Here is a 19,288-nt window from a genome sequence, read left to right as displayed (position 1 = left end):
CGAATAAACTGTCTGGCCATCGCGTGCCGGCATGACTGATCAGATTGCCAGGGAATATTCACCACCGCCCCCGGTCGAAGGCCCGGGGGCGGTGAAGTACGCTATTTTGGATCAAGCGCTTTGGCAAAAATTCCGCAATGCGACCAAGCCGGAAGAATTCGTGGAGACGTGGCTCGCCATACTCTGCCGTCAGATCGCAGGCGTCGCCAGCGGCATGGTCATGCTCGGGGAGCCAGACACCGGACCCTATACGCCAATCGCCTTCTGGCCGGAACGGGGCTCCGACGAGGGATTGACCGCCGCCGCCGAAAAGGCGCTGAGCCAACGTCAGGGCATATCCACCGGAACCACCGGCAGCCGCATGGTGCAATTGATCGCTTCGCCGTTGATCGTTAACGAGCGCCTGTATGGCGCCTGCGCACTTTCGCTTTCCGCCGAGCCATCTGCGATCAACGAAGTGATGCGCAAGGTGCAATGGGCCTCCGGCTGGATCGAGGTGCTGCTCAGGCGCCAGCTCCAAGTCGAGAACGAAGAAATCAGTGAACGAAACAGGCTGGCCTTCGACATGCTTGCCGCGGTCCTTGAGGCGAAGGGCTTCGTCGAGGCGGCCACAGCGCTCGTTACCGAACTCGCCATGCGGCTTGCCTGCGACCCTGTCAGCGTCGGTTTCGTCCGCGGACGGCGATGTCGGGTCGCAACCGTCTCGCATGCGGCAGGCTTCGGCAACAAGGTCAACATTATTCGCGACATCGGCGCGGCGATGGACGAGGCTGTCGATCAGCGTGCGATCGTTCTCTACCCGCCGCAGGAGCAATGGGAGTATCGCGTCGTCCGGGCACACGAAGAGCTGGTCGAGACGCACAAGTGCGGGGGCGTTTTGACGATCCCACTGCAGTCGGGGCATCAGATTGTCGGGGCGCTGACGCTGCAGCGCCCACGCGGCAGTACCTTCGACGAGACCACCGTCGATCTGTGTGACGCAGTGGCAGCGGTCGTCGGACCGGTTCTCGAGGAGAAACGCCGCAACGACAGGAACGTCTTCGTGAAGCTCTGGGAGGCCGCCGGCAACCAGTTGCGGCGGCTATTGGGCCCAGGTTATTTCGGCCGCAAGCTCGCGACGCTGATTGCCGCCGTCCTGGCCGCCTATTTCAGCGTGGCGACGACGGAATACTCCGTCACGTCCTCGGCCGTCGTTCGCGGCACAATCCAGCGAACAGTCGTGGCGCCGTTCAACGGCTATGTCTCCAGTCAATCGGCAAGGGCCGGCGAAGTGGTCAAGCAGGGTCAGATCCTGGCGCAGCTCGACGACCAGGATCTGACACTCGAACGGCTTCGGCTGACGACCACCCGGCAGCAGAAGACGACCGAATACGACCGGGCGCTGATGCAGCACGAACGGGCCGAAGCGCTCATCGTCAAGGCGCAGATCGATCAGGCCGACGCCCAGCTCGCATTAATCGACGAGCAGCTCAAGCGTACCCGGCTGCTTGCTCCCTTTGACGGCTATGTCGTCAGCGGCGACCTCAGCCAGTCGATTGGTGCGGCGGTCGAGCGCGGACAGGAGCTCTTCACGATCGCACCGCTGGAATCCTATCGCGTCATCCTCGAAGTCGACGAAAGCGACATCGACGATGTCGAGATCGGCCGCAAGGGAGTCCTGCGGGTTTCCGCACTTCCGCAGGAGCCGCTCACCTACCGGATCGAGCAGATCACCGCGATTTCCACCCAGAAGGAGGGCCACAATTTCTTCAAGGTCGAAGCAGCGCTGGATCATGTCAGCGATCGGCTGCGGCCCGGCATGGAGGGCATTGCCAAGACCGCCGTGGACGAACGGCTCCTGATCCGCGTTTACACCGACAAGATGGTGCAGTGGGCCTATCTCGCCGCGTGGCGCTGGTTGCCGTGAGGACGCGGATATGGAACGGTCCTACTTCAGCTCATCCTGGTACCGCGTCGCGCAACTGAAGCTGAAGCTGCGTGGCCATGTCCGCATCCATCGCACGGTCTTCCGTGGCCAGCTCTGGTACGTGCTGCAGGACCGGACCTCAGGGCGCTTCCATCGTTTCACGCCCGAGACCTATTTCATCATCAGCCTGATGGATGGCGAGCGCACGATGCAGGCGATCTGGGACATCGCCTGCGACAAGTTCATCGACAAGGTCGTCACCCAGGATGAGGTCATTCAGCTTCTCGGGCAGTTGCACGCGGCAGACGTTTTATTCGGTAACGTGCCGCCCGACATCAATGAAATCGCCGAACGCGGCAAGAAGGTGCGCAATCGCAAGCTTTTGATGAGTTTCGGCAATCCGCTCGCCATTCGCTTCGGTCTCATCGATCCGAACGAGTTTCTGAACGCCACCGCCGTCGTCGGGCGGGTACTGTTCTCCTGGTTCGGCGCACTCCTCTTCATCTGTCTTGTCGCCTATGCCGCCGTTCTTGCCGGCATGAACTGGAACGGGCTGACCGCCAATGTGACCGACCGCGTGCTGTCAACGTCGAACCTCTTCCTGATGCTGATCGCCTATCCGCTCATCAAGACCCTGCACGAACTCGGGCACGCCTACGCCGTGAAGCGATGGGGTGGCGACGTTCACGAGGTCGGCGCGATGATGCTGGTTTTCATGCCGGTTCCGTATGTCGATGCATCCGACAGCCTGGCTTTTGCCAGCAAGTGGCAGCGCGCCCTCGTCGGTGCTGCCGGCATTTTCGTGGAAATGACGCTCGCCGCGCTTGCCCTCGTCGTATGGGTCAATGCGGAGGAGGGGCCCGTTCGGGCCTTCGCCTTCAACGTCATGCTGATCGGCGGCGTGTCGACCTTGCTCTTCAACGGCAACCCGCTCCTGCGCTTCGATGGCTATTACGTTCTGAGTGATCTTCTGGAGATTCCCAACCTCGCGAGCCGGGCCAACAAATATCTCGCCTACCTCGTTCAGCGCCACGCCTTCAAAATCGGCGCGGTCAGTTCACCGGCGACGGCGCCCGGGGAGGAGTTCTGGTTCGTCCTCTATGGCGTCTCGGCGTTCTTCTACCGTCTCGTGGTCACGAGCGCGATCATCGCGCTCGTCAGCCAGAAGTTCTTCATCGTCGGCACGCTGCTCGCCATATGGGCATTGATCCTGATGTTGGCCGTACCATTGGCGAAAGCCGTCTGGTTCCTGCTGACGAGCCCGCTGCTGCGAAGAAACCGGGGACGGGCTTTCGCGGTCGTCGCCTCGACGCTTGCCGTCGCCGCGCTGCTGCTATTCGTGTTGCCCATCCCGCATGCGACCGTCGTGCAAGGTGTCGTCTGGCTGCCAGGCGAAGCGATCGTCCATGTTCAGACGGACGGTACGGTCGATGAAATCGCGGCTGCAGCCGCCGCCGAGGTCAAGGCTGGCGATCCACTGATCCGGCTGGAGGATCCACTGCTGGCGGCCCGCGTCGACCTGCTCGAACTGCGCGTCGCCGAGCTCCAACGGCGTCTTACCAAGCAGGATCTCTCGGACCTTGCCCATGCGCGCATGGTCAAGGAGGAGCTGCGGCTTGCTCTCGCCGATCTCGACCTGGCACGGCAAAGGCAGGAGAATTTGATCGTTCGAGCGCAATCGAGCGGCACGCTGATCTTGCCCGACGATCACGATCTGCCCGGCAAGTTCGTGCAACGTGGCAGGGTGATCGCCTATGTCGCGCACTTCGACAAGCCAACCATTCGGGTCATCGTCCCGGAGGAGGACGCCGACCTCGTTCGCTCGCAGACACGGGAGGTAAGCCTGCGTTTCGTCGAGGATATTTCGAAGGTCTACAGGGCGGCCGTTGTCCGTGAGGTTCCGGCGCTAACCGACACATTGCCCAATGCGGCGCTCAGTACCGTCGGCGGAGGCGCCATTGCGCTCGACCCACGCGACACGTCACAGCGGCGGGTGCTCGCCAATCTCTTGCATCTCGATCTGATGCTGACCGAGAGCCCGACCGTGCCTCGGGTAGGCGGACGCGTCTTTGTGAGGTTCTCCCATGAGGCTTCGCCTATGGCAAGTAGAATTTATCGTTCAACGCGGCAAATATTCCTGCGTTTATTTAAAGTTTGACTGGACACGAAGTCTAATAAAGTGTTCGATCAAATTAGCCCGAGTAAAAATCTGGCGGCTGTCTTCTCGAATACCTGAGTAACGCTTACAAGATACTAGAGGGAAAACACCATGGCAGCACAACTTCTTTTCTATCAGGACGTGCATCCCGTCTCGGCTGATCGCCACAAGGATGTCTCCATCAAGGCTGGAACTTCCTACAAGTTCGCAAGAGAAGTGAACTCGGTTCCGGTGACGGCCATCGAATTTGCTCAGGCTGCCGCCGAATATCCGATCGTCTTTGCCGGCACGGACGACACGGTGACACCTGCGGTGGTTCTCGGCGCCCAGCAGACACAGAACCTCTTCGTCGACGACGATGGTGCCTGGCTCGGCAAATATGTGCCGGCGTTCGTGCGCCGCTATCCGTTCGTGTTTTCGACGGACCGTGGCGGCAAGACGTTCATCCTTCACATCGACGAAAGTTTCGACGGCTTCAATCGCGAAGGCCGTGGCGAACGCCTGTTCGACAGTGAGGGACAGCAAACCCAATACCTGAAGAGCGTGCTGGGCTTCCTGCAGGACTATCAGGCAAGGCACCAGCGAACGCGCCAATATTGCGAGCGGCTGAAATCACTGGGGCTACTGCAGCCGATGCAGGCTCAGTTCAACCTCAACAGCGGCGAACGCCGCTCGCTTTCCGGTTTCATGACGGTCAACCGTGAAAAGCTGAAAGCGCTGGCGAGCGAAGAGCTGCAGGCGATGTTCACCAATGACGAGTTGGAGTGCACATACCTGCATCTTCACTCGCTCAGGCATTTCTCCAGCATGCTGGAGCGCATGCCCGAAGCCGTGGATGCTGCCGGTAAGGGCGACGCTCCACCCGCCGTGACGAAGCAGGCGAAAAGCTACCGGAACGGCCATGATGCGCCCGTCGAGGAAGCGAGCGCCTAAGGGGGACCGGGCAAGCGACCATGAATGTTCTCGTCCCGAGCTGGTCGCCGCCTCCACTGGTCGCCTACCCCGAACGCCAGGAGCGAGCCGAGCACTGGCTTGACGGCATCGAGAAGATGGTGACCAGCGTTCCGCAGATGGTTGCCGGTCGTTTGCACCGGCGCCATCTGAGGGAACTCGTAAAGAGGATCAATGCGACGGAAGCCGTCTTGCGCGGCGAAACCAGGCAGGGGCTCGCAGCCCGCATCAGCGAAGTCCGTGCGGCCCTGCGGTGCCATGGCCTCACCGATGCCAATATTTGTCTCGGCTTTGCGATCGTGCGCGAAGTTTCACAGCGCACGATCGGATTGCGCCACCTCGACGTCCAGATCCTTGCCGGGCTTGCCATGCTGAAGGGGCGCGTGGCGGAGATGGACACGGGCGAGGGCAAGACCTTGACTGCCGGCCTGCCGGCCTCGATCGCCGCACTTGCCGGGCTTCCGGTTCACGTCATCACCGTCAATGATTACTTGGCGGCGCGCGATCGGGATATACTTCGCCCCATCTACGATTTTCTTGGGCTGACGACGGGTCTCGTCAACAGTACTGTCCCACGCCCGGAGCGGTCGGCCGCCTATGCGTGCGACATCGTCTATGCCAGCAATAAGGAAATCGCCTTCGACTATCTGCGCGACCGCATCACCTTCGGCGGTCAGCCACGGCCCGTTCATGCGAAGATAAACCGCATGCTCGACGATCGCCGCGGCCAGGAGCCGCCTTTTGTCATGCGTGGACTGCATTTCGCTATCGTCGATGAAGCCGACAGCGTGCTGGTGGACGAGGCGAGAACGCCTCTCATCATTTCCCAGGAAACGGACGCGGACGGCGAGCGGCAATGGGTGGAACAGACCTTCGCGCTGATCGACGGCTTCAAGGAGCCGGCCCATTATCACCTGATGGTCGGCGAACGCAGGCTGGAATTGACCGAATCCGGAAAGGCCAAGCTTGCGGAGCGTGCCGAAGCGATCGGTGGTATCTGGCGCAATCGCATCCGGCGAGAGGAGGCCGCCAGCCAAGCGCTCGTCGCGCTGCTGCTCTTCCGGAAGGGCGAGCACTATCTCGTCAGCGACGGCAAGGTGCAGATCATCGACGAATATACCGGCCGTGTGATGCCCGATCGCTCCTGGAGCGACGGTCTCCATCAACTCGTCGAGGGCAAGGAAGGCTGCGAGATCACCAGCCGCAAGCTGACAATGGCGCGGATGACCTATCAGCGGTTCTTCCGCCGCTATCTCCACCTGGCAGGAATGACGGGAACCGCCCGTGAAATCACTGAGGAGCTCCGGCATGTCTACGGGCTGCAGGTGATGCGCATTCCCCCGAACGCGCCTTCGCGGCGGACGAAACTGCCGACGACGATTTGCCCCACCCTCGAGGACAAATGGCTGACGATCGTCCAACGGGTCCAGGAACTGCAAACCGCCGGTCGCCCGGTCCTGATTGCGACGCGCTCGGTCTCCGCTTCCGAAGCGGTCAGCGCCGTGCTGCAGGGGCAAGGGATCGAGCATCGCGTACTCAATGCCGAACAGAGTTCGGAAGAGGCCGAGATCATTGCGCAGGCGGGCGGCGTCGGTCGGGTGACGGTCGCCACCAACATGGCGGGACGCGGCGTCGACATTGCCGTGGTCCCGGAGGCTCTCGCGCTCGGCGGCCTTCACGTTTTGCTGAGCGAGCGACATGACGCGGGGCGCATTGACCGGCAGATGCAGGGGCGAACCGCCCGCAAGGGAGATCCGGGAAGTACGGAAGCAATCCTGTCCCTGGAAGACCCGCTGCTTGATCTCATTCCTTGGCAGCCGCTGCGTCTGCTCGGCCAGTGCGGCAAGCACGCCCGGCTTTGGCTTTTCCACCTGGCCCAGCAGCGGGCAGAACGCACGCATGCCAGGGACCGAAAGAACCTTCTCGCTCAGGATCGGCGCCTGGGCACACTGCTTGCCTTTTCGGGCCTGCCGGAGTGACGCGATGACAAATGACGGGATGGATAAATACCCACCGGAAAGGCCAATTGGGATGCGGCGGTTGCTGGCCGTTCTTTTTCCCCTATGCGCCCTCCTGCCGGCTTCGGCGCAAGCTTACGATTGCGTCATTGACCCTTCTGTCGTCGTCCGCATCGGGAGTCCGGTTCCCGGCCTCTTGAAAGAGGTGCTGATCGCACGCGGCGACCATGTGAGCGAAAACCAGATCATCGCCAGGCTCCATTCCGATACGGAGCAAGCGACCGTCGAGCTGATGTCCGAGCAGGCTGCGAGTACCTCCGAGATCGAGGCGCAAAAGGCGCGTCTCGACCTCGCGCGCAACCGCATGAAACGGGCGGAGGCGCTGCTGGCCCGCAACGTCACCTCGACCGATAAGCTCGAAGAAGCCGTTGCCGAGATGGAGGTCATCCAGAAGGAGCTTGCGACCGCCGAAACCCGCAAGCGCAGCGCTGAGCTGGAGCTGCAAAGGGCGCAGACCGTGCTCGAGCAAAGGACGATCCGCAGTCCGATCAGCGGCGTTGTGCTCGAGCGTTCGCTCTTCAATGGAGAATACCTGGACCAGGACGGCAAGCTGGCGACGATCGCCAAGCTTGACCCGCTGTTTGTCGAAGCCTTCATCCCGGTCAGCGAGTTCGGCAAGTTACAAGTGGGAATGGATGCGCAGGTAGTTCCGAATGCGCCGATCCAGGGCCGCTTTACCGGTAAGATCAAGGTGATTGATCAGGTTTTCGACGCAGCGAGCGGCACATTCGGCTTGCGGATAGAGCTTCCCAATCCCGACAACTACATACCGGCCGGGCATCGCTGCACCGTGACCTTTGACGACGGAGTCGACGGTCTCGAATAGTCCGCGTCCGAACGGCCGGCATTCAACTTCATAAAATCAGGGTGTTCCATTGGCGCGCCGTTGGCGTGCCGTGTGCTTTGGTGCCCCTTTCAGGTTCATGTCAGGTTTTGATGGCCCTCTAGCCCACAAATCGGTCGCTGCCACAACGCGGGCAGGGTGCCGCCGCTGGAAGTGCTTCGGAAGGACAAAGGAACCTGCGAATGGTTGGCAAGGTACCGCACCTACAGGTGCACGAGAACAACAACAGGCGAGACGAGGTTTTCGCGGCGCCGGATCAGCCGGTGGGCGACTTCGCGTTCAACGCGACTGTGGCCGCCGTGTTCGACGACATGGTCAGCCGCTCGGTTCCCTATTACGTCGAGATCCAGCGCATGGTCTGTGAACTCGCCGCGGATTTCGCGGAAGCCGGCAGCGATCTCTACGACATCGGCTGTTCGACGGCCACTACGCTCCTTGGCCTTGACGCCAAGGTCGATCCCGCCGTGCGCTTTGTCGGCATCGACAATGCACCCGACATGATCGAGAAGGCCAAGGAGAAGATCGCGCAAGCCGAGATCAGCCGGGCGATCGAATTGAGGGTCGGGGACCTGCATCAGGGGATCGACGTACACAATGCCAGCGTCGTGATGATGCTGCTGACGCTGCAGTTCGTGCGCCCGCTCTATCGCGAGCGCATCATGCGCACGATCTATGACGGGCTCAACGAACGCGGCGCACTTCTGCTCGTCGAAAAGCTGACGAGCGAAGATTCGACGTTCAATCGTCTCTTCATCGAGCACTATTACGACTTCAAGCGCCGCAACGGCTATTCCGATATTGAGATCGCCAAGAAACGCGAAGCTCTCGAAAATGTGCTCATTCCCTACCGTCTCGACGAGAACCTCCAGCTGCTGAAGGAAGCAGGCTTCCGCAGCGTCGAGGTCTTTTTCCGCTGGTACAATTTCTGCGGCATCATCGCGATCAAGTAGGAAAGTAAGCCCATGATCGCGATCGGCAATTTTCTCTTCCGCTTCCGGAACCAGCTCTTTCCGGCCATCATCATTGTTCTGTTCCTGCTGGCTCCGCCGCCGGCGCTGGTGCTGGATAGCCCGGGGCTGACGCTCGCCAAGGACCTTCCGGCCGTATTGGTCATCCTGGCCGGCCTCGCCTTGCGTGCGACGGTGGTCGGGTACAAATACATTCAGCGCGGCGGCCTGAAGAAAAAGGTCTATGCCAAGGATCTCGTTACGGAAGGCATGTTCGGCGTCTGCCGCAACCCGCTTTACGTTGGGAACATGCTGCTTTACTCGGGCGTGTTCCTTTTGCACGGCAACCCGCTTCTCGTCGTCTTCGGCATCGGGCTCTTTGCCTTCATGTACCAGTGCATCGTTTATGCCGAGGAAGCCTTTCTCGACAGGACATTTGGTGAAGCCTACCAGGCCTATTGCCGTGACGTGCCGCGATGGGCATTGCGCATGAGAAACTTCGCCCAGTCGACCGAGGGCATGACGTTCAACGTCAAGCGCGTCATCGGCAAGGACTATTCGACGGTCTCGGCCGCGATGATCGCAATCCTCGCGACCGAAATGTACAAGTTCGCGAGCAATGCGCCGGTTGAACACAACACCTTTGCGCTCGCGGCGCTCGGCGTTTTGATGGCGCTCGTCGGCATCGGCACGGCGATCATCAGTTACATGAAAAGGCGCGGTGCGTTTCGCGAACGCGCCGCTTCCTAGCCATGCGACAGCGCCCGTTTTCTGCACGATCGCGGCCATCATGCGCCGGCCATGCCGTTGCCGCATGGTGATACAAACCCAGCCGCGAACACTCGAGGGCTTGACGCCCATCCCCCCGTCGAACATAGGCAAGGACGAACAAGTGTCCGGTGATATCTTGAGAGTCCTATTAGTCGAAGACGATCAGGTTCTGGGGGAGGCGCTGCGCGACCATGTCGCGGCGGCCGGCCACGCCGTCGACTGGTTTACACGCATCGTCGATGCCACGGCAGCGACGGAGACAGTTTTCTACGGTCTCATACTGCTCGACCTTCGGCTGCCCGATGGTTCGGGCCTGTCGCTGCTGCGCGCGCTGCGAACGCGGGGCGACGGCACGCCCATCATCATCCTGACGGCACATGACCAGATTTCCGATCGCATCGAAGGATTGAACAGCGGGGCCGATGACTACCTGGTCAAGCCGTTCGATCTCGGCGAATTGAGTGCGCGCATGCTGGCCGTTTCCAGGCGGTATGTCGGCAATTCGACGCCAACGGTCAGGCTTCCCGGCATCGAGATCGACCAGGTTCATCGCAAGGTGCTGGTCGAAGGGGAAAGCCAGAGCCTCAGTGCCAGGGAATGGGCCGTGCTCGACAAGCTCGTCGCCCACCCCGGTGCACTGGTATCGAAAGAGCAGCTTCACGACGCGCTCTACGCCTTTGGCGCCGAAATCGAGAGCAATACGGTCGAGGTCTATATCAGCCGCCTGCGCAAGAAGATCGGCTCCGACCGGATCGAGACGGTTCGGGGCCTCGGTTACAGCATCAGGTGACCCGATGTCGCGCGTGGCAAGCATGACCCGCAGGCTGACCATCGCGCTGACGAGCGTCGTCGCCGTCTTCTGGTTCGTCGCGCTCGGCCTTGGCGTTTATGTCATGCAGGATGAATTCACCGAGATTTTCGACAGCGGGGTCCAGGAGACGGCCGAGCGGCTGCTGCAGATCGTCGTCGATGACATCGCCCGCGACAGTACCAATGGCACGCCCGCTGGCAGCCTCATCGCGCCTCCGCTGAATTCACAATATCTGATCTATCAGGTCCGCGATCGAGGCGGCAGAGTTTTGTTCGACGACGGCGCACCGACACCCTTCGCGGTTCCGCTTAAGGTCGGCTTCTCGCAAACGGCCACGCACCGGATCTACACCGCCGGGACGGCTGACGGCTCTATTTTCGTCCAGGTGGCCGATGCCTTCGACCATCGTACCGAAGCTCTCTTCGAAGGCGGCACGGCGCTTTTCTTGCCGCTGCTGGTGCTGATCCCAACCAGCATCATCGCCATTATCCTTGTAGCGCGTCGCGCGCTTGCGCCGGTCGAACAGTTGCGCGAAGAAATCCTCACGAAGGACAGCGGCAATATGGCTCCGCTGGACGCAGCCGCACTCCCGAGAGAACTTCGTGCAATTGCCCGCTCGGTGAACCTGCTGCTGACGAGGCTCAAGGCCGCGCTCGAAGCCGAGCGGGACTTCACCTCGAACAGCGCCCATGAACTGAGGACCCCGATCGCCGGCGCGCTTGCGCAAACACAGCGGTTGATGAGCGAGGTGCCTCCGGCCTTTCGGCAGCGAACCGGTCAGATCGAGCGCGCGCTGCTTCATCTCGGTCGACTGGCCGAGAAGCTGTTGCAGATGTCGCGGGCGGAGGCGGGGATCGCTATCGCGGACGAAAGCACGGACCTGTTGCCGGTGCTGGCTCTCGTGCTGGAAGACATGGACCGCTCGGCACTCGGCGCAAGCCGCCTCAAGGTTCATGTCGCCGACGGCGCCGAACTCGTGCGTCCGATCCGGGCCGATGCCTTTGCGATCGTTCTGCGCAATCTGCTAGAAAACGCGTTGATACACAGCCCTTCCGGGAGCCCGGTCAACATCGACGTCGACGCGCACGGTGTGCGCGTCACCAACGACAGTGCCGTCATCGACGCGGAAACGTTGGATGGCCTGACCAAGCGTTTCAGTCGGGGGCCAACGGAAGCTTCGGGTTCCGGCCTCGGCCTTGCGATCGTGCATCGGCTGGTGGAACAGATGCACGGACACTTGCGCATCGCCTCGCCGGCCCCGGGAATGGACCGGGGCTTCCACGTCGAGGTTCGCCTCTGACGAGGCCAGGCAGAGCGGCTGCCGCCGCCACTACTGCTGATCGAGTGCCCGGGACAGGCTGAGCGCCGCGATCGTGCAGATCGCACCCGAAATCAGATATCCGCCGATGAAGATGATGCCAAAGCTGCTTGCGAGACCGAGCGCCACGAGCGGCGCAAAGGCGGCACCAACGAGCCAGGCGAGATCCGACGTCAGTGCGGCGCCGGTGTAGCGATAATACTGCGTGAAGCGCGAGGATACGGCACCGGAGGACTGGCCGAAGGAGAGCCCGAGAATGGCAAAGCCGATCAGGATATAGGCATCCTGGCCCTTGCCGCCAGCATCGAGCAGGAAGGGCGCGGAGAAGCTGAAGATTGCGATCAGGATCGCGCCGATCATCAGCTGGTTGCGGCGGCCGACCCGGTCGGCGATCACGCCCGACAGCACAATGCCGATGGCACCGACGGTGGCACCCGCCACCTGCACCCAAAGAAATTCAGCAGCCGACTGCCCACCATTGAGCGTTACCCAGCTCAAGGGGAAGATGGTGACGAGATGGAACATCGCGAAGCTCGCAAGCGGCACGAACGCGCCGAGAACGACGTCGATACTGTGTTTGCTCAGCATTTCGAAGATCGGCCGTGCCTCGAGTTCCTTGGCCTCCATGGCTGCGCCGAATTCCTTGCTGGCAACGATGCGCAGGCGCGCAAAGAGCGCGACGACGTTGATCGCGAAGGCGACGAAGAAGGGATAACGCCAGCCCCAGGCGAGGAAGTCCGCCTCAGAAAGGTTGCTGACGAAATAGCCGAAGAGAATGCTCGCCAGCGCAAAGCCGATCGGCGCGCCGAGCTGCGGGATCATCGCGTACCAGCCGCGGTGATTTTGCGGCACGTTGAGGTTCAACAGCGTGGCAAGACCATCCCAGGCGCCGCCAAGCGCGAATCCCTGTCCCAATCGAAACAGCGCCAACAGGGCCACGGCCCAGTAGCCGATCGTGTCGTAGCCGGGCAGAAAGGCGATCGACGCCGTCGAACCGCCGAGAATGACGAGGGCCACGGTCAGCTTCGTGCCGCGCCCGTAGTTCCGGTCGATCCACATGAAGACGAAGGAGCCGACCGGGCGAGCAAGAAACGCGAGGGGGAACAGAGCGAAGGACATCAGCGTCGCGGTCACCGCATTGGGCGCGAACGGGAAGATCAGCTTCGGGAAAACAAGGATCGAGCCGAGGCCGTAAACGAAGAAATCGAAGAATTCCGAGGTTCGCCCGATCACCACGCCGATGGCGATACTGCCCGGAGAGAGAGGCTTGTCGTCCTCATGAATGCGACGTGCATCGCGTTCGAGACCGGACGATGTGGGGTGAGCGACCGAAACCATGAACTTCTCCGACGAACTTGCGTCTTGTCGTTAGAGTGTTGACCAATTGGCGTCTGATATCAAGAATGCCGTGCACGTACATGCGCACATGCCTCATTCGAGTTCGTGCCTGGCGTTCCCTGGAACGGCCGGCATCGAACCGACTATAGCCATTGCGCCAGTACAACGCGCATAGAGCGATAATGCCGTCACTGCACTGCGGCAAAATGCTGCGCTGCGACGATGGACCTCACTTCCATGCGCGATCGTGCCCGAGTAATGCCGACTAGACAAAACGCAAGTTGAGGCCGCAATGCCGAAGCCATTCAGTTTAGCCGGACGATCGATGATATCAGTCCTGTTGCTCTCTGTTCTCTCGGGATGCAACATGGTCGTCATGTCGCCGTCCGGCGATATTGCCGCACAGCAGAGGGATCTGATCGTCATCTCGACGGTCCTGATGCTGCTGATCATCGTCCCCGTCATTTTCCTGACGCTCTTCTTCGCCTGGCGCTATCGCCAGTCGAACACGGCCGCCAAATATGATCCGGAATGGCATCATTCCACGGGTCTCGAGGTCATCATCTGGTCGGCGCCGCTGGCGATCATCATCGCGCTCGGCGCGATTACCTGGGTGAGCACCCACAAGCTCGATCCTTATCGGCCGCTCGACCGGATCGATGCGGCTCGGCCGGTGAGCGAAGAGATGAAGCCGATCACGGTCGAGGTCGTAGCCCTCGATTGGAAATGGCTGTTCTTCTATCCGGACTATGGCATCGCCACCGTCAACGAGATGGCCGCGCCGGTCGACGTGCCGGTCAACTTCAAGATCACCGCATCCTCGGTGATGAACTCCTTCTACGTTCCGGCGCTCGCCGGCATGATCTATGCCATGCCCGGCATGGAGACCAAGCTGCACGCCGTCATCAACAAGGCAGGCGAGTACGAAGGACTTTCATCCAACTACAGCGGCGACGGCTTCTCCCACATGCGCTTCAAGTTCCACGGAGTGGACCAGGCGGGCTTCGACCAGTGGGTCGCCCAGGTGAAGCAGAACGGCACGATGCTCAACCGCGATGCCTACCTGAAGCTCGAAAAACCGAGCGTCAAGGAACCGGTGCGCTACTTCGCCTCCGTCGAAGACGGCCTCTATGACGCCGTGCTCAACATGTGCGTTCGGGCCGGGCAGATGTGCATGAACGAGATGATGCACATCGACATGATGGGTGGCGCCGGCGTCGAAAGCCACGGGAACCGCGCCAAGCTCGAGCATGACAACCGCCATGCGGGCGGCGTGATCGAAGCGGCTGCGCCCGGCGCGACGGCTCCGGAAGCCGGCAATGCCGCCGGTAGCGATCAGCCGGCCGAAGGCAGCGAACAGCAGCCGGCGGCCGAACCGATGAACCACGACATGCACAAGACAAACTAGAAGTTTCGCGCGCTCGCCAGCCCTTCGGCGGGCGCCCAGGCCTTCGGGCCGCATACAGAGATAAATTGGACGACCCATGTTTGGTGACACCAGCCTCACGCATTTCATCTTCGGGCGGCTTACCTGGGAAGCAATTCCCTACCATGAGCCAATCCTCGTCGTGACCTTCGCGGTCGTGGCAATGGTCGGTCTCGCGATCCTCGCCCTGATCACGAAGTACAAGCTCTGGGGCTATCTCTGGCACGAGTGGTTCACGAGCGTCGATCACAAGAAGATCGGCATCATGTATATCATCCTGGCGATCATCATGTTGCTGCGCGGCTTTGCCGATGCCCTCATGATGCGCCTGCAGCAGGCGATCGCCTTCAACGGCAGCGAGGGCTATCTCAACCCGCATCACTACGACCAGATCTTCACCGCCCATGGCGTGATCATGATCTTCTTCGTGGCCATGCCTTTCGTCACCGGTTTCATGAACTATGTCGTGCCGCTGCAGATCGGCGCACGCGACGTTTCCTTCCCCTTCCTCAACAATTTCTCGTTCTGGATGACCGTCGGCGGCGCCGTCATCATCATGATGTCGCTGTTCGTTGGTGAATTCGCGCGCACCGGCTGGCTGGCCTATCCGCCGCTTTCGGGCGCGGATTACAGTCCCGGCGTCGGCGTCGACTATTACATCTGGGGTCTACAGGTGGCGGGCGTGGGCACGACGCTATCGGGCATCAACCTGATCGCCACCATCGTGAAGATGCGCGCGCCGGGCATGACCTTCATGAAGATGCCGGTGTTCACCTGGACTTCACTCTGCACCAACATCCTGATCGTCGCGACCTTCCCGATCCTGACCGCCACGCTGGCGCTCCTGTCGCTCGACCGCTACGTCGGCATGAACTTCTTCACCAATGACCTTGGTGGCAATCCGATGATGTACATCAACCTCATCTGGATCTGGGGCCACCCGGAGGTCTACATCCTCGTCCTGCCGGCCTTCGGCATCTTCTCCGAGGTTGTCGCAACCTTCTGCGGCAAACGCCTGTTCGGCTACACCTCCATGGTCTACGCTACCTGCGTCATCATGATCCTGTCCTATATCGTGTGGCTGCATCACTTCTTCACGATGGGTTCGGGCGCCTCGGTCAACGCCTTCTTCGGCATCACCACGATGATCATCTCGATCCCGACGGGCGCGAAGATGTTCAACTGGCTGTTCACCATGTATCGCGGCCGCATCCGCTACGAATTGCCGATGCTGTGGACCATCGGTTTCATGGTGACTTTCGTCATCGGCGGCATGACCGGCGTCATGCTGGCGATCCCGCCGGCCGACTTCGTGCTGCACAACTCGCTGTTCCTCATCGCCCACTTCCACAACGTCATCATCGGCGGCGTTCTGTTCGGGTTGATGGCCGGGCTCGTCTACTGGTGGCCGAAGGCCTTCGGCTACAAGCTCGATCCGTTCTGGGGCAAGATGAGCTTCTGGTTCTGGCAGATCGGCTTCTTCTTCGCCTTCATGCCGCTCTATGTGCTCGGCCTGATGGGCGTCACCCGCCGTGTCAGCCAGTTCGAAGACCCGTCGCTGCAGATCTGGTTCATCATCGCCGCCCTCGGCGCGGTGTTGATCGCAATCGGCATTGCGTCCTTCATCATGCAACTGATCGTCAGCTTCCTTCGTCGCGACGAGTTGCGCGAGCCGTCCGGCGACGCCTGGGATGGGCGCACGCTCGAATGGTCGACGTCATCGCCCCCGCCGGAATACAACTTCGCATTCACGCCGGTCGTGCACGACCATGACGGCTGGTACGACATGAAGAACCGCGGCTACGAGCGTCCGCTCGAAGGCTTCAAGCCAATCCACATGCCGAAGAACACCGGCACGGGCATCATCCTCGCCGGCATCAGCGTCGTGCTCGCCTTCGCGCTGATCTGGTACATCTGGTGGCTGGCGGCCGTGTCCTTCATCGCCCTGCTGACGGTCGCAATCGGCCATACCTTCAACTATCAGCGAGATTTCTTCATCCCCGCAGAGACTGTTGCGGCGACTGAAGATGCGCGCTCCAAGCTGCTCGCGGAACGGACCTGAGACCGATGAACGAGACCCAAGTCCAAAAGAACGAAAAGCCGCAGTTCTATCTGACGGAAGAGCATCATCCGGAACACAGCACCATGCTGGGCTTCTGGCTCTACCTGATGAGCGACTGCCTGATCTTCGCCGTTCTGTTTGCCACGCATGGCGTCGTCGGCCGCAACTACGCGGCGGGACCGTCGCCGGCCGACCTGTTCGACCTTAGCCTCGTTGCCTTCAACACGGCGATGCTGCTTCTGTCGTCGATCACCTATGGCTTTGCCATGCTCCAGATGGAGCGCAACGCCAAGATGGAGACGCTGTTCTGGCTCGGCGTCACCGGCGTGTTCGGCGCGACCTTCCTCGCAGTCGAACTCTACGAGTTCTATCACCTCATTCATGAGGGCGCCGGTCCGACGCGCTCGGCGTTCCTGTCGTCGTTCTTCACGCTGGTCGGCACGCACGGCCTGCACGTCACCTTCGGCACGATCTGGCTGATTACGCTGATGGTGCAGGTCAGCAAACATGGGCTGATACCGGATAACCGGCGCCGCCTGATGTGTCTGTCGATGTTCTGGCACTTCCTCGACGTCATCTGGATCGGCGTCTTCTCCTTCGTCTATTTGCTCGGAGTTCTCGGATGAGCGCACATTCCGACCACGAAAGCGCGTTCGAACCTCACCACGCGCACAGCCATCACGGCGACGCTGCCGGCCACGGTTCGTTCAAGAGCTATATGACGGGCTTCATCCTGTCAGTGATCCTGACGGCCATTCCATTCTGGCTGGTCATGGGCGGCGTGCTCGACAACAAGCTTCTGACCGCCGTCATCGTCATGGGCATTGGCGTCGTCCAGATCGTCGTGCACGTCATCTACTTCCTGCACATGAACGCCCGCTCCGAAGGCGGCTGGACACTGATGGCGCTGATTTTCACGATCGTCGTCGTCGCCATCGCGCTCGCAGGATCGCTTTGGGTCATGCATCACCTCAACACGAACATGATGCCTATGACCCACGAGATGATGAAGAACATGCCCTGAATGCCGGGCATGCCTGCGACATGATGATGATTACCGATCGTGAAGCGAAGGGAAGGGGTCGCGCATCCTCGCGCGCCCGTCTGAAACTGACGGGCGCCCTGTTGCTTCTCACCGTCGTGTTCGCTCTGCTCGGCGGCTGGCAGGTCCAGCGGCTTTTCTGGAAGCTCGATCTCATCGCCCGGGTAGAGGCGCGCGTCCATGCACAACCGACGCCGGCGCCGACCAGAGCGGAGTGGAACGAGATAAGCGGCGAGAAGGACGAGTACCGCCGCGTCACCGCGACGGGCGCTTTCAGCCACAATAAATCCGTGCTTGTCCAGGCGGTGACGGAGCGCGGCGCCGGATTTTGGGTGTTGACGCCCATGCTGCGCGAGGACGGATCGACCGTCCTCATCAATCGCGGCTTCGTACCCTCCGATCGCCGCGAGGTCGGCGACCGCGCCGGCGGCGAACTTGCTGGAAATGTGACGGTCACGGGCCTTTTGCGTATCAGCGAACCCGGTGGCGCCTTCCTGCGATCCAATGATCCGGCGCACGATCGCTGGTTTTCCCGCGATGTCGTCGCGATCGCCGCTGCGAAGGGTCTGCAGGATATCGCACCCTATTTCATCGACGCCGATGCCGCGCCCAATCCCGGCGAGCTGCCGATCGGCGGCCTTACGATCGTCCGTTTTCGCAACAGCCATCTGGTCTATGCGCTGACGTGGTTCTCACTCGCGATAATGAGTGCCGCAGGTGCGTATCTCGTCTATCGCCAGCGGATCAAGGCGGGCTGAGAGCACTGGATATGCCCGGTTCCTGCAGCGGGCAGATGATCCCGCCGATCGCCGACAGCCAGTTCAACGAAACAGGGCGCTCGACCCGTGTTCCGGGGAGCGCCCTGCTCGAACCCGGAGTGCCGTCATTGAATGCCAATAGCATCTCTGATGACGAGCTCTCGATACGGGTGATGGCCCTTAAATGGAGTGGGCGGCTGCAATTTCAAGGGGTCAGCGCAGAGCCGGGCTTGAGCATTCATGCTCCTGCTGATCGGCAGGTCGGAGCGCTCGGACCTTCGGGTCGGGTTTCTCCGACATATCTCCTGAACCACACCCCCCCAGCTCTCGCCAGGGGTTTGTCAGCGGTCTGAGTGGCCCCCCTGGGAGGGCCACCTCTGATACCCTGCAGATTATTTGGCGCCGATTGCCTGGAGGCCGGCCGTTGCGCAGTTCGCATCGATATCGCCCGACGGTGCGCCGCCGACGCCGATGCCGCCCACCAGGGCCTTGCCGAACTTGATCGGCACGCCGCCAGCCTGGATCACCATGCGTGCATCCATGTCGCGAAGACCTTCGTTCGCCGGCTTGGAGGCGATGAACTCGCCGAGGCCAGCCGTGTCGCGGCCCATGGCAGCGGAGGTGAAGGCCTTGCCCTGTGCGCTTTGACCGGTATGCGGACCGGAATTATCCGCCTTCAACAGCACCTTGGTTGCGCCATCGCGACCAACCACGGCAACGCTGACATTGTGGCCTTCCGCGGCGCAGGCCTTCACCGCGGCTTCGGCAGCCTTGATGGCCATGTCGAGCGGCAGGTAGGCCGCGGTCGGCAGTTCCTGCGCCGTGGCGGCGACGGGAGCGAGAAGCGCGGCGGCAAGCACGATATTGCGGATCATCATGGGTTCCTTTCCTGTTGATGTGGAAAGGTTATCCCGCCTCGGATATCGCGGATATTCGTA

16 protein-coding genes are annotated in these 19,288 nt (G+C 61.2%); 14 read left to right on the top strand and 2 right to left on the bottom strand.

The annotated features are described in order from the left end of the window. Positions 1-160: 160 nt before the first annotated feature. The 9 genes from QM996_RS23825 to QM996_RS23785 all read left to right on the top strand — a co-directional run bounded on the left by QM996_RS23825 (position 161) and on the right by QM996_RS23785 (position 11,706). Entirely contained in the window at positions 161-1,906 is a 1,746-nt protein-coding gene (locus QM996_RS23825; RefSeq protein ID WP_334198490.1) for a GAF domain-containing protein, read from the top strand. 10 nt (positions 1,907-1,916) lie between these two features. Then, the gene (locus QM996_RS23820) at positions 1,917-4,064 is read left to right on the top strand and encodes an efflux RND transporter periplasmic adaptor subunit (protein ID WP_334198489.1); all 2,148 of its coding nucleotides are present in this window, start codon (positions 1,917-1,919) and stop codon (positions 4,062-4,064) included. Positions 4,065-4,175: 111 nt separating this feature from the next. Then, positions 4,176-4,997: a SapC family protein gene (locus tag QM996_RS23815; protein ID WP_334198488.1), complete on the top strand. Its 822-nt coding sequence runs from the start codon at positions 4,176-4,178 to the stop codon at positions 4,995-4,997. Positions 4,998-5,017: 20 nt separating this feature from the next. Then, on the top strand, positions 5,018-6,994 hold the full coding sequence (locus QM996_RS23810) for a preprotein translocase subunit SecA (RefSeq protein ID WP_334198487.1): 1,977 nt from the start codon (positions 5,018-5,020) through the stop codon (positions 6,992-6,994). Next, positions 6,969-7,859: an efflux RND transporter periplasmic adaptor subunit gene (locus QM996_RS23805; RefSeq protein WP_500270493.1), complete on the top strand. Its 891-nt coding sequence runs from the start codon at positions 6,969-6,971 to the stop codon at positions 7,857-7,859. Before QM996_RS23810 ends, QM996_RS23805 begins: the two co-directional genes overlap by 26 nt. 200 nt (positions 7,860-8,059) lie before the next feature. Then, positions 8,060-8,827 (top strand): carboxy-S-adenosyl-L-methionine synthase CmoA, encoded by a 768-nt coding sequence (gene cmoA, locus QM996_RS23800; RefSeq protein ID WP_334198485.1) that lies wholly within the window; start codon positions 8,060-8,062, stop codon positions 8,825-8,827. 12 nt (positions 8,828-8,839) lie between these two features. After that, on the top strand, positions 8,840-9,574 hold the full coding sequence (locus QM996_RS23795) for a methyltransferase family protein (RefSeq protein ID WP_334198484.1): 735 nt from the start codon (positions 8,840-8,842) through the stop codon (positions 9,572-9,574). 157 nt (positions 9,575-9,731) lie between these two features. Continuing rightward, complete coding sequence (locus QM996_RS23790; RefSeq protein ID WP_334198781.1) at positions 9,732-10,385, top strand: response regulator transcription factor; 654 nt, start codon at positions 9,732-9,734, stop codon at positions 10,383-10,385. Positions 10,386-10,389: 4 nt separating this feature from the next. Continuing rightward, positions 10,390-11,706 (top strand): sensor histidine kinase, encoded by a 1,317-nt coding sequence (locus tag QM996_RS23785; RefSeq protein WP_334198483.1) that lies wholly within the window; start codon positions 10,390-10,392, stop codon positions 11,704-11,706. A gap of 30 nt (positions 11,707-11,736) precedes the next feature. On the opposite strand, the gene QM996_RS23780 is transcribed toward QM996_RS23785, so the two are convergent. Beyond that, a complete protein-coding gene (locus QM996_RS23780; protein ID WP_334198482.1) occupies positions 11,737-13,062 on the bottom strand; it encodes an MFS transporter in 1,326 nt (441 codons plus the stop codon). Positions 13,063-13,354: 292 nt separating this feature from the next. Here QM996_RS23780 and cyoA point away from each other — a divergent pair, with 292 nt between their 5' ends. The 5 genes from cyoA (at position 13,355) to QM996_RS23755 (ending at position 18,350) form a co-directional block, all read left to right on the top strand. Then, positions 13,355-14,470 carry a ubiquinol oxidase subunit II gene (cyoA, locus tag QM996_RS23775; RefSeq protein WP_500270492.1) on the top strand — a complete coding sequence of 372 codons (1,116 nt, stop codon included), beginning with the start codon at positions 13,355-13,357 and terminating at the stop codon, positions 14,468-14,470. Positions 14,471-14,546: 76 nt separating this feature from the next. Then, positions 14,547-16,550, top strand: coding sequence for a cytochrome o ubiquinol oxidase subunit I (gene cyoB, locus QM996_RS23770; RefSeq protein WP_334198480.1), 2,004 nt, complete (start codon positions 14,547-14,549; stop codon positions 16,548-16,550). 5 nt (positions 16,551-16,555) lie between these two features. Then, the gene (gene cyoC / locus QM996_RS23765) at positions 16,556-17,176 is read left to right on the top strand and encodes a cytochrome o ubiquinol oxidase subunit III (protein ID WP_334198479.1); all 621 of its coding nucleotides are present in this window, start codon (positions 16,556-16,558) and stop codon (positions 17,174-17,176) included. Then, a complete protein-coding gene (cyoD, locus tag QM996_RS23760; protein WP_334198478.1) occupies positions 17,173-17,574 on the top strand; it encodes a cytochrome o ubiquinol oxidase subunit IV in 402 nt (133 codons plus the stop codon). The genes cyoC and cyoD overlap by 4 nt, the downstream gene beginning before the upstream one ends. 20 nt (positions 17,575-17,594) lie before the next feature. Further along, the gene (locus QM996_RS23755) at positions 17,595-18,350 is read left to right on the top strand and encodes an SURF1 family protein (protein WP_334198477.1); all 756 of its coding nucleotides are present in this window, start codon (positions 17,595-17,597) and stop codon (positions 18,348-18,350) included. 392 nt (positions 18,351-18,742) lie between these two features. Here QM996_RS23755 and QM996_RS23750 read toward each other — a convergent pair whose 3' ends face one another. Next, positions 18,743-19,225 carry a GlcG/HbpS family heme-binding protein gene (locus QM996_RS23750; RefSeq protein ID WP_334198780.1) on the bottom strand — a complete coding sequence of 161 codons (483 nt, stop codon included), beginning with the start codon at positions 19,223-19,225 and terminating at the stop codon, positions 18,743-18,745. Positions 19,226-19,288 lie beyond the last annotated feature (63 nt).

The sequence above is a fragment of the Sinorhizobium chiapasense genome (assembly GCF_045277575.1).
Lineage (GTDB): Bacteria > Pseudomonadota > Alphaproteobacteria > Rhizobiales > Rhizobiaceae > Ensifer > Ensifer chiapasense_A.
Note: the sequence above shows the minus strand (reverse complement) of the source record. Positions and strands in the feature narration are given on the sequence as shown.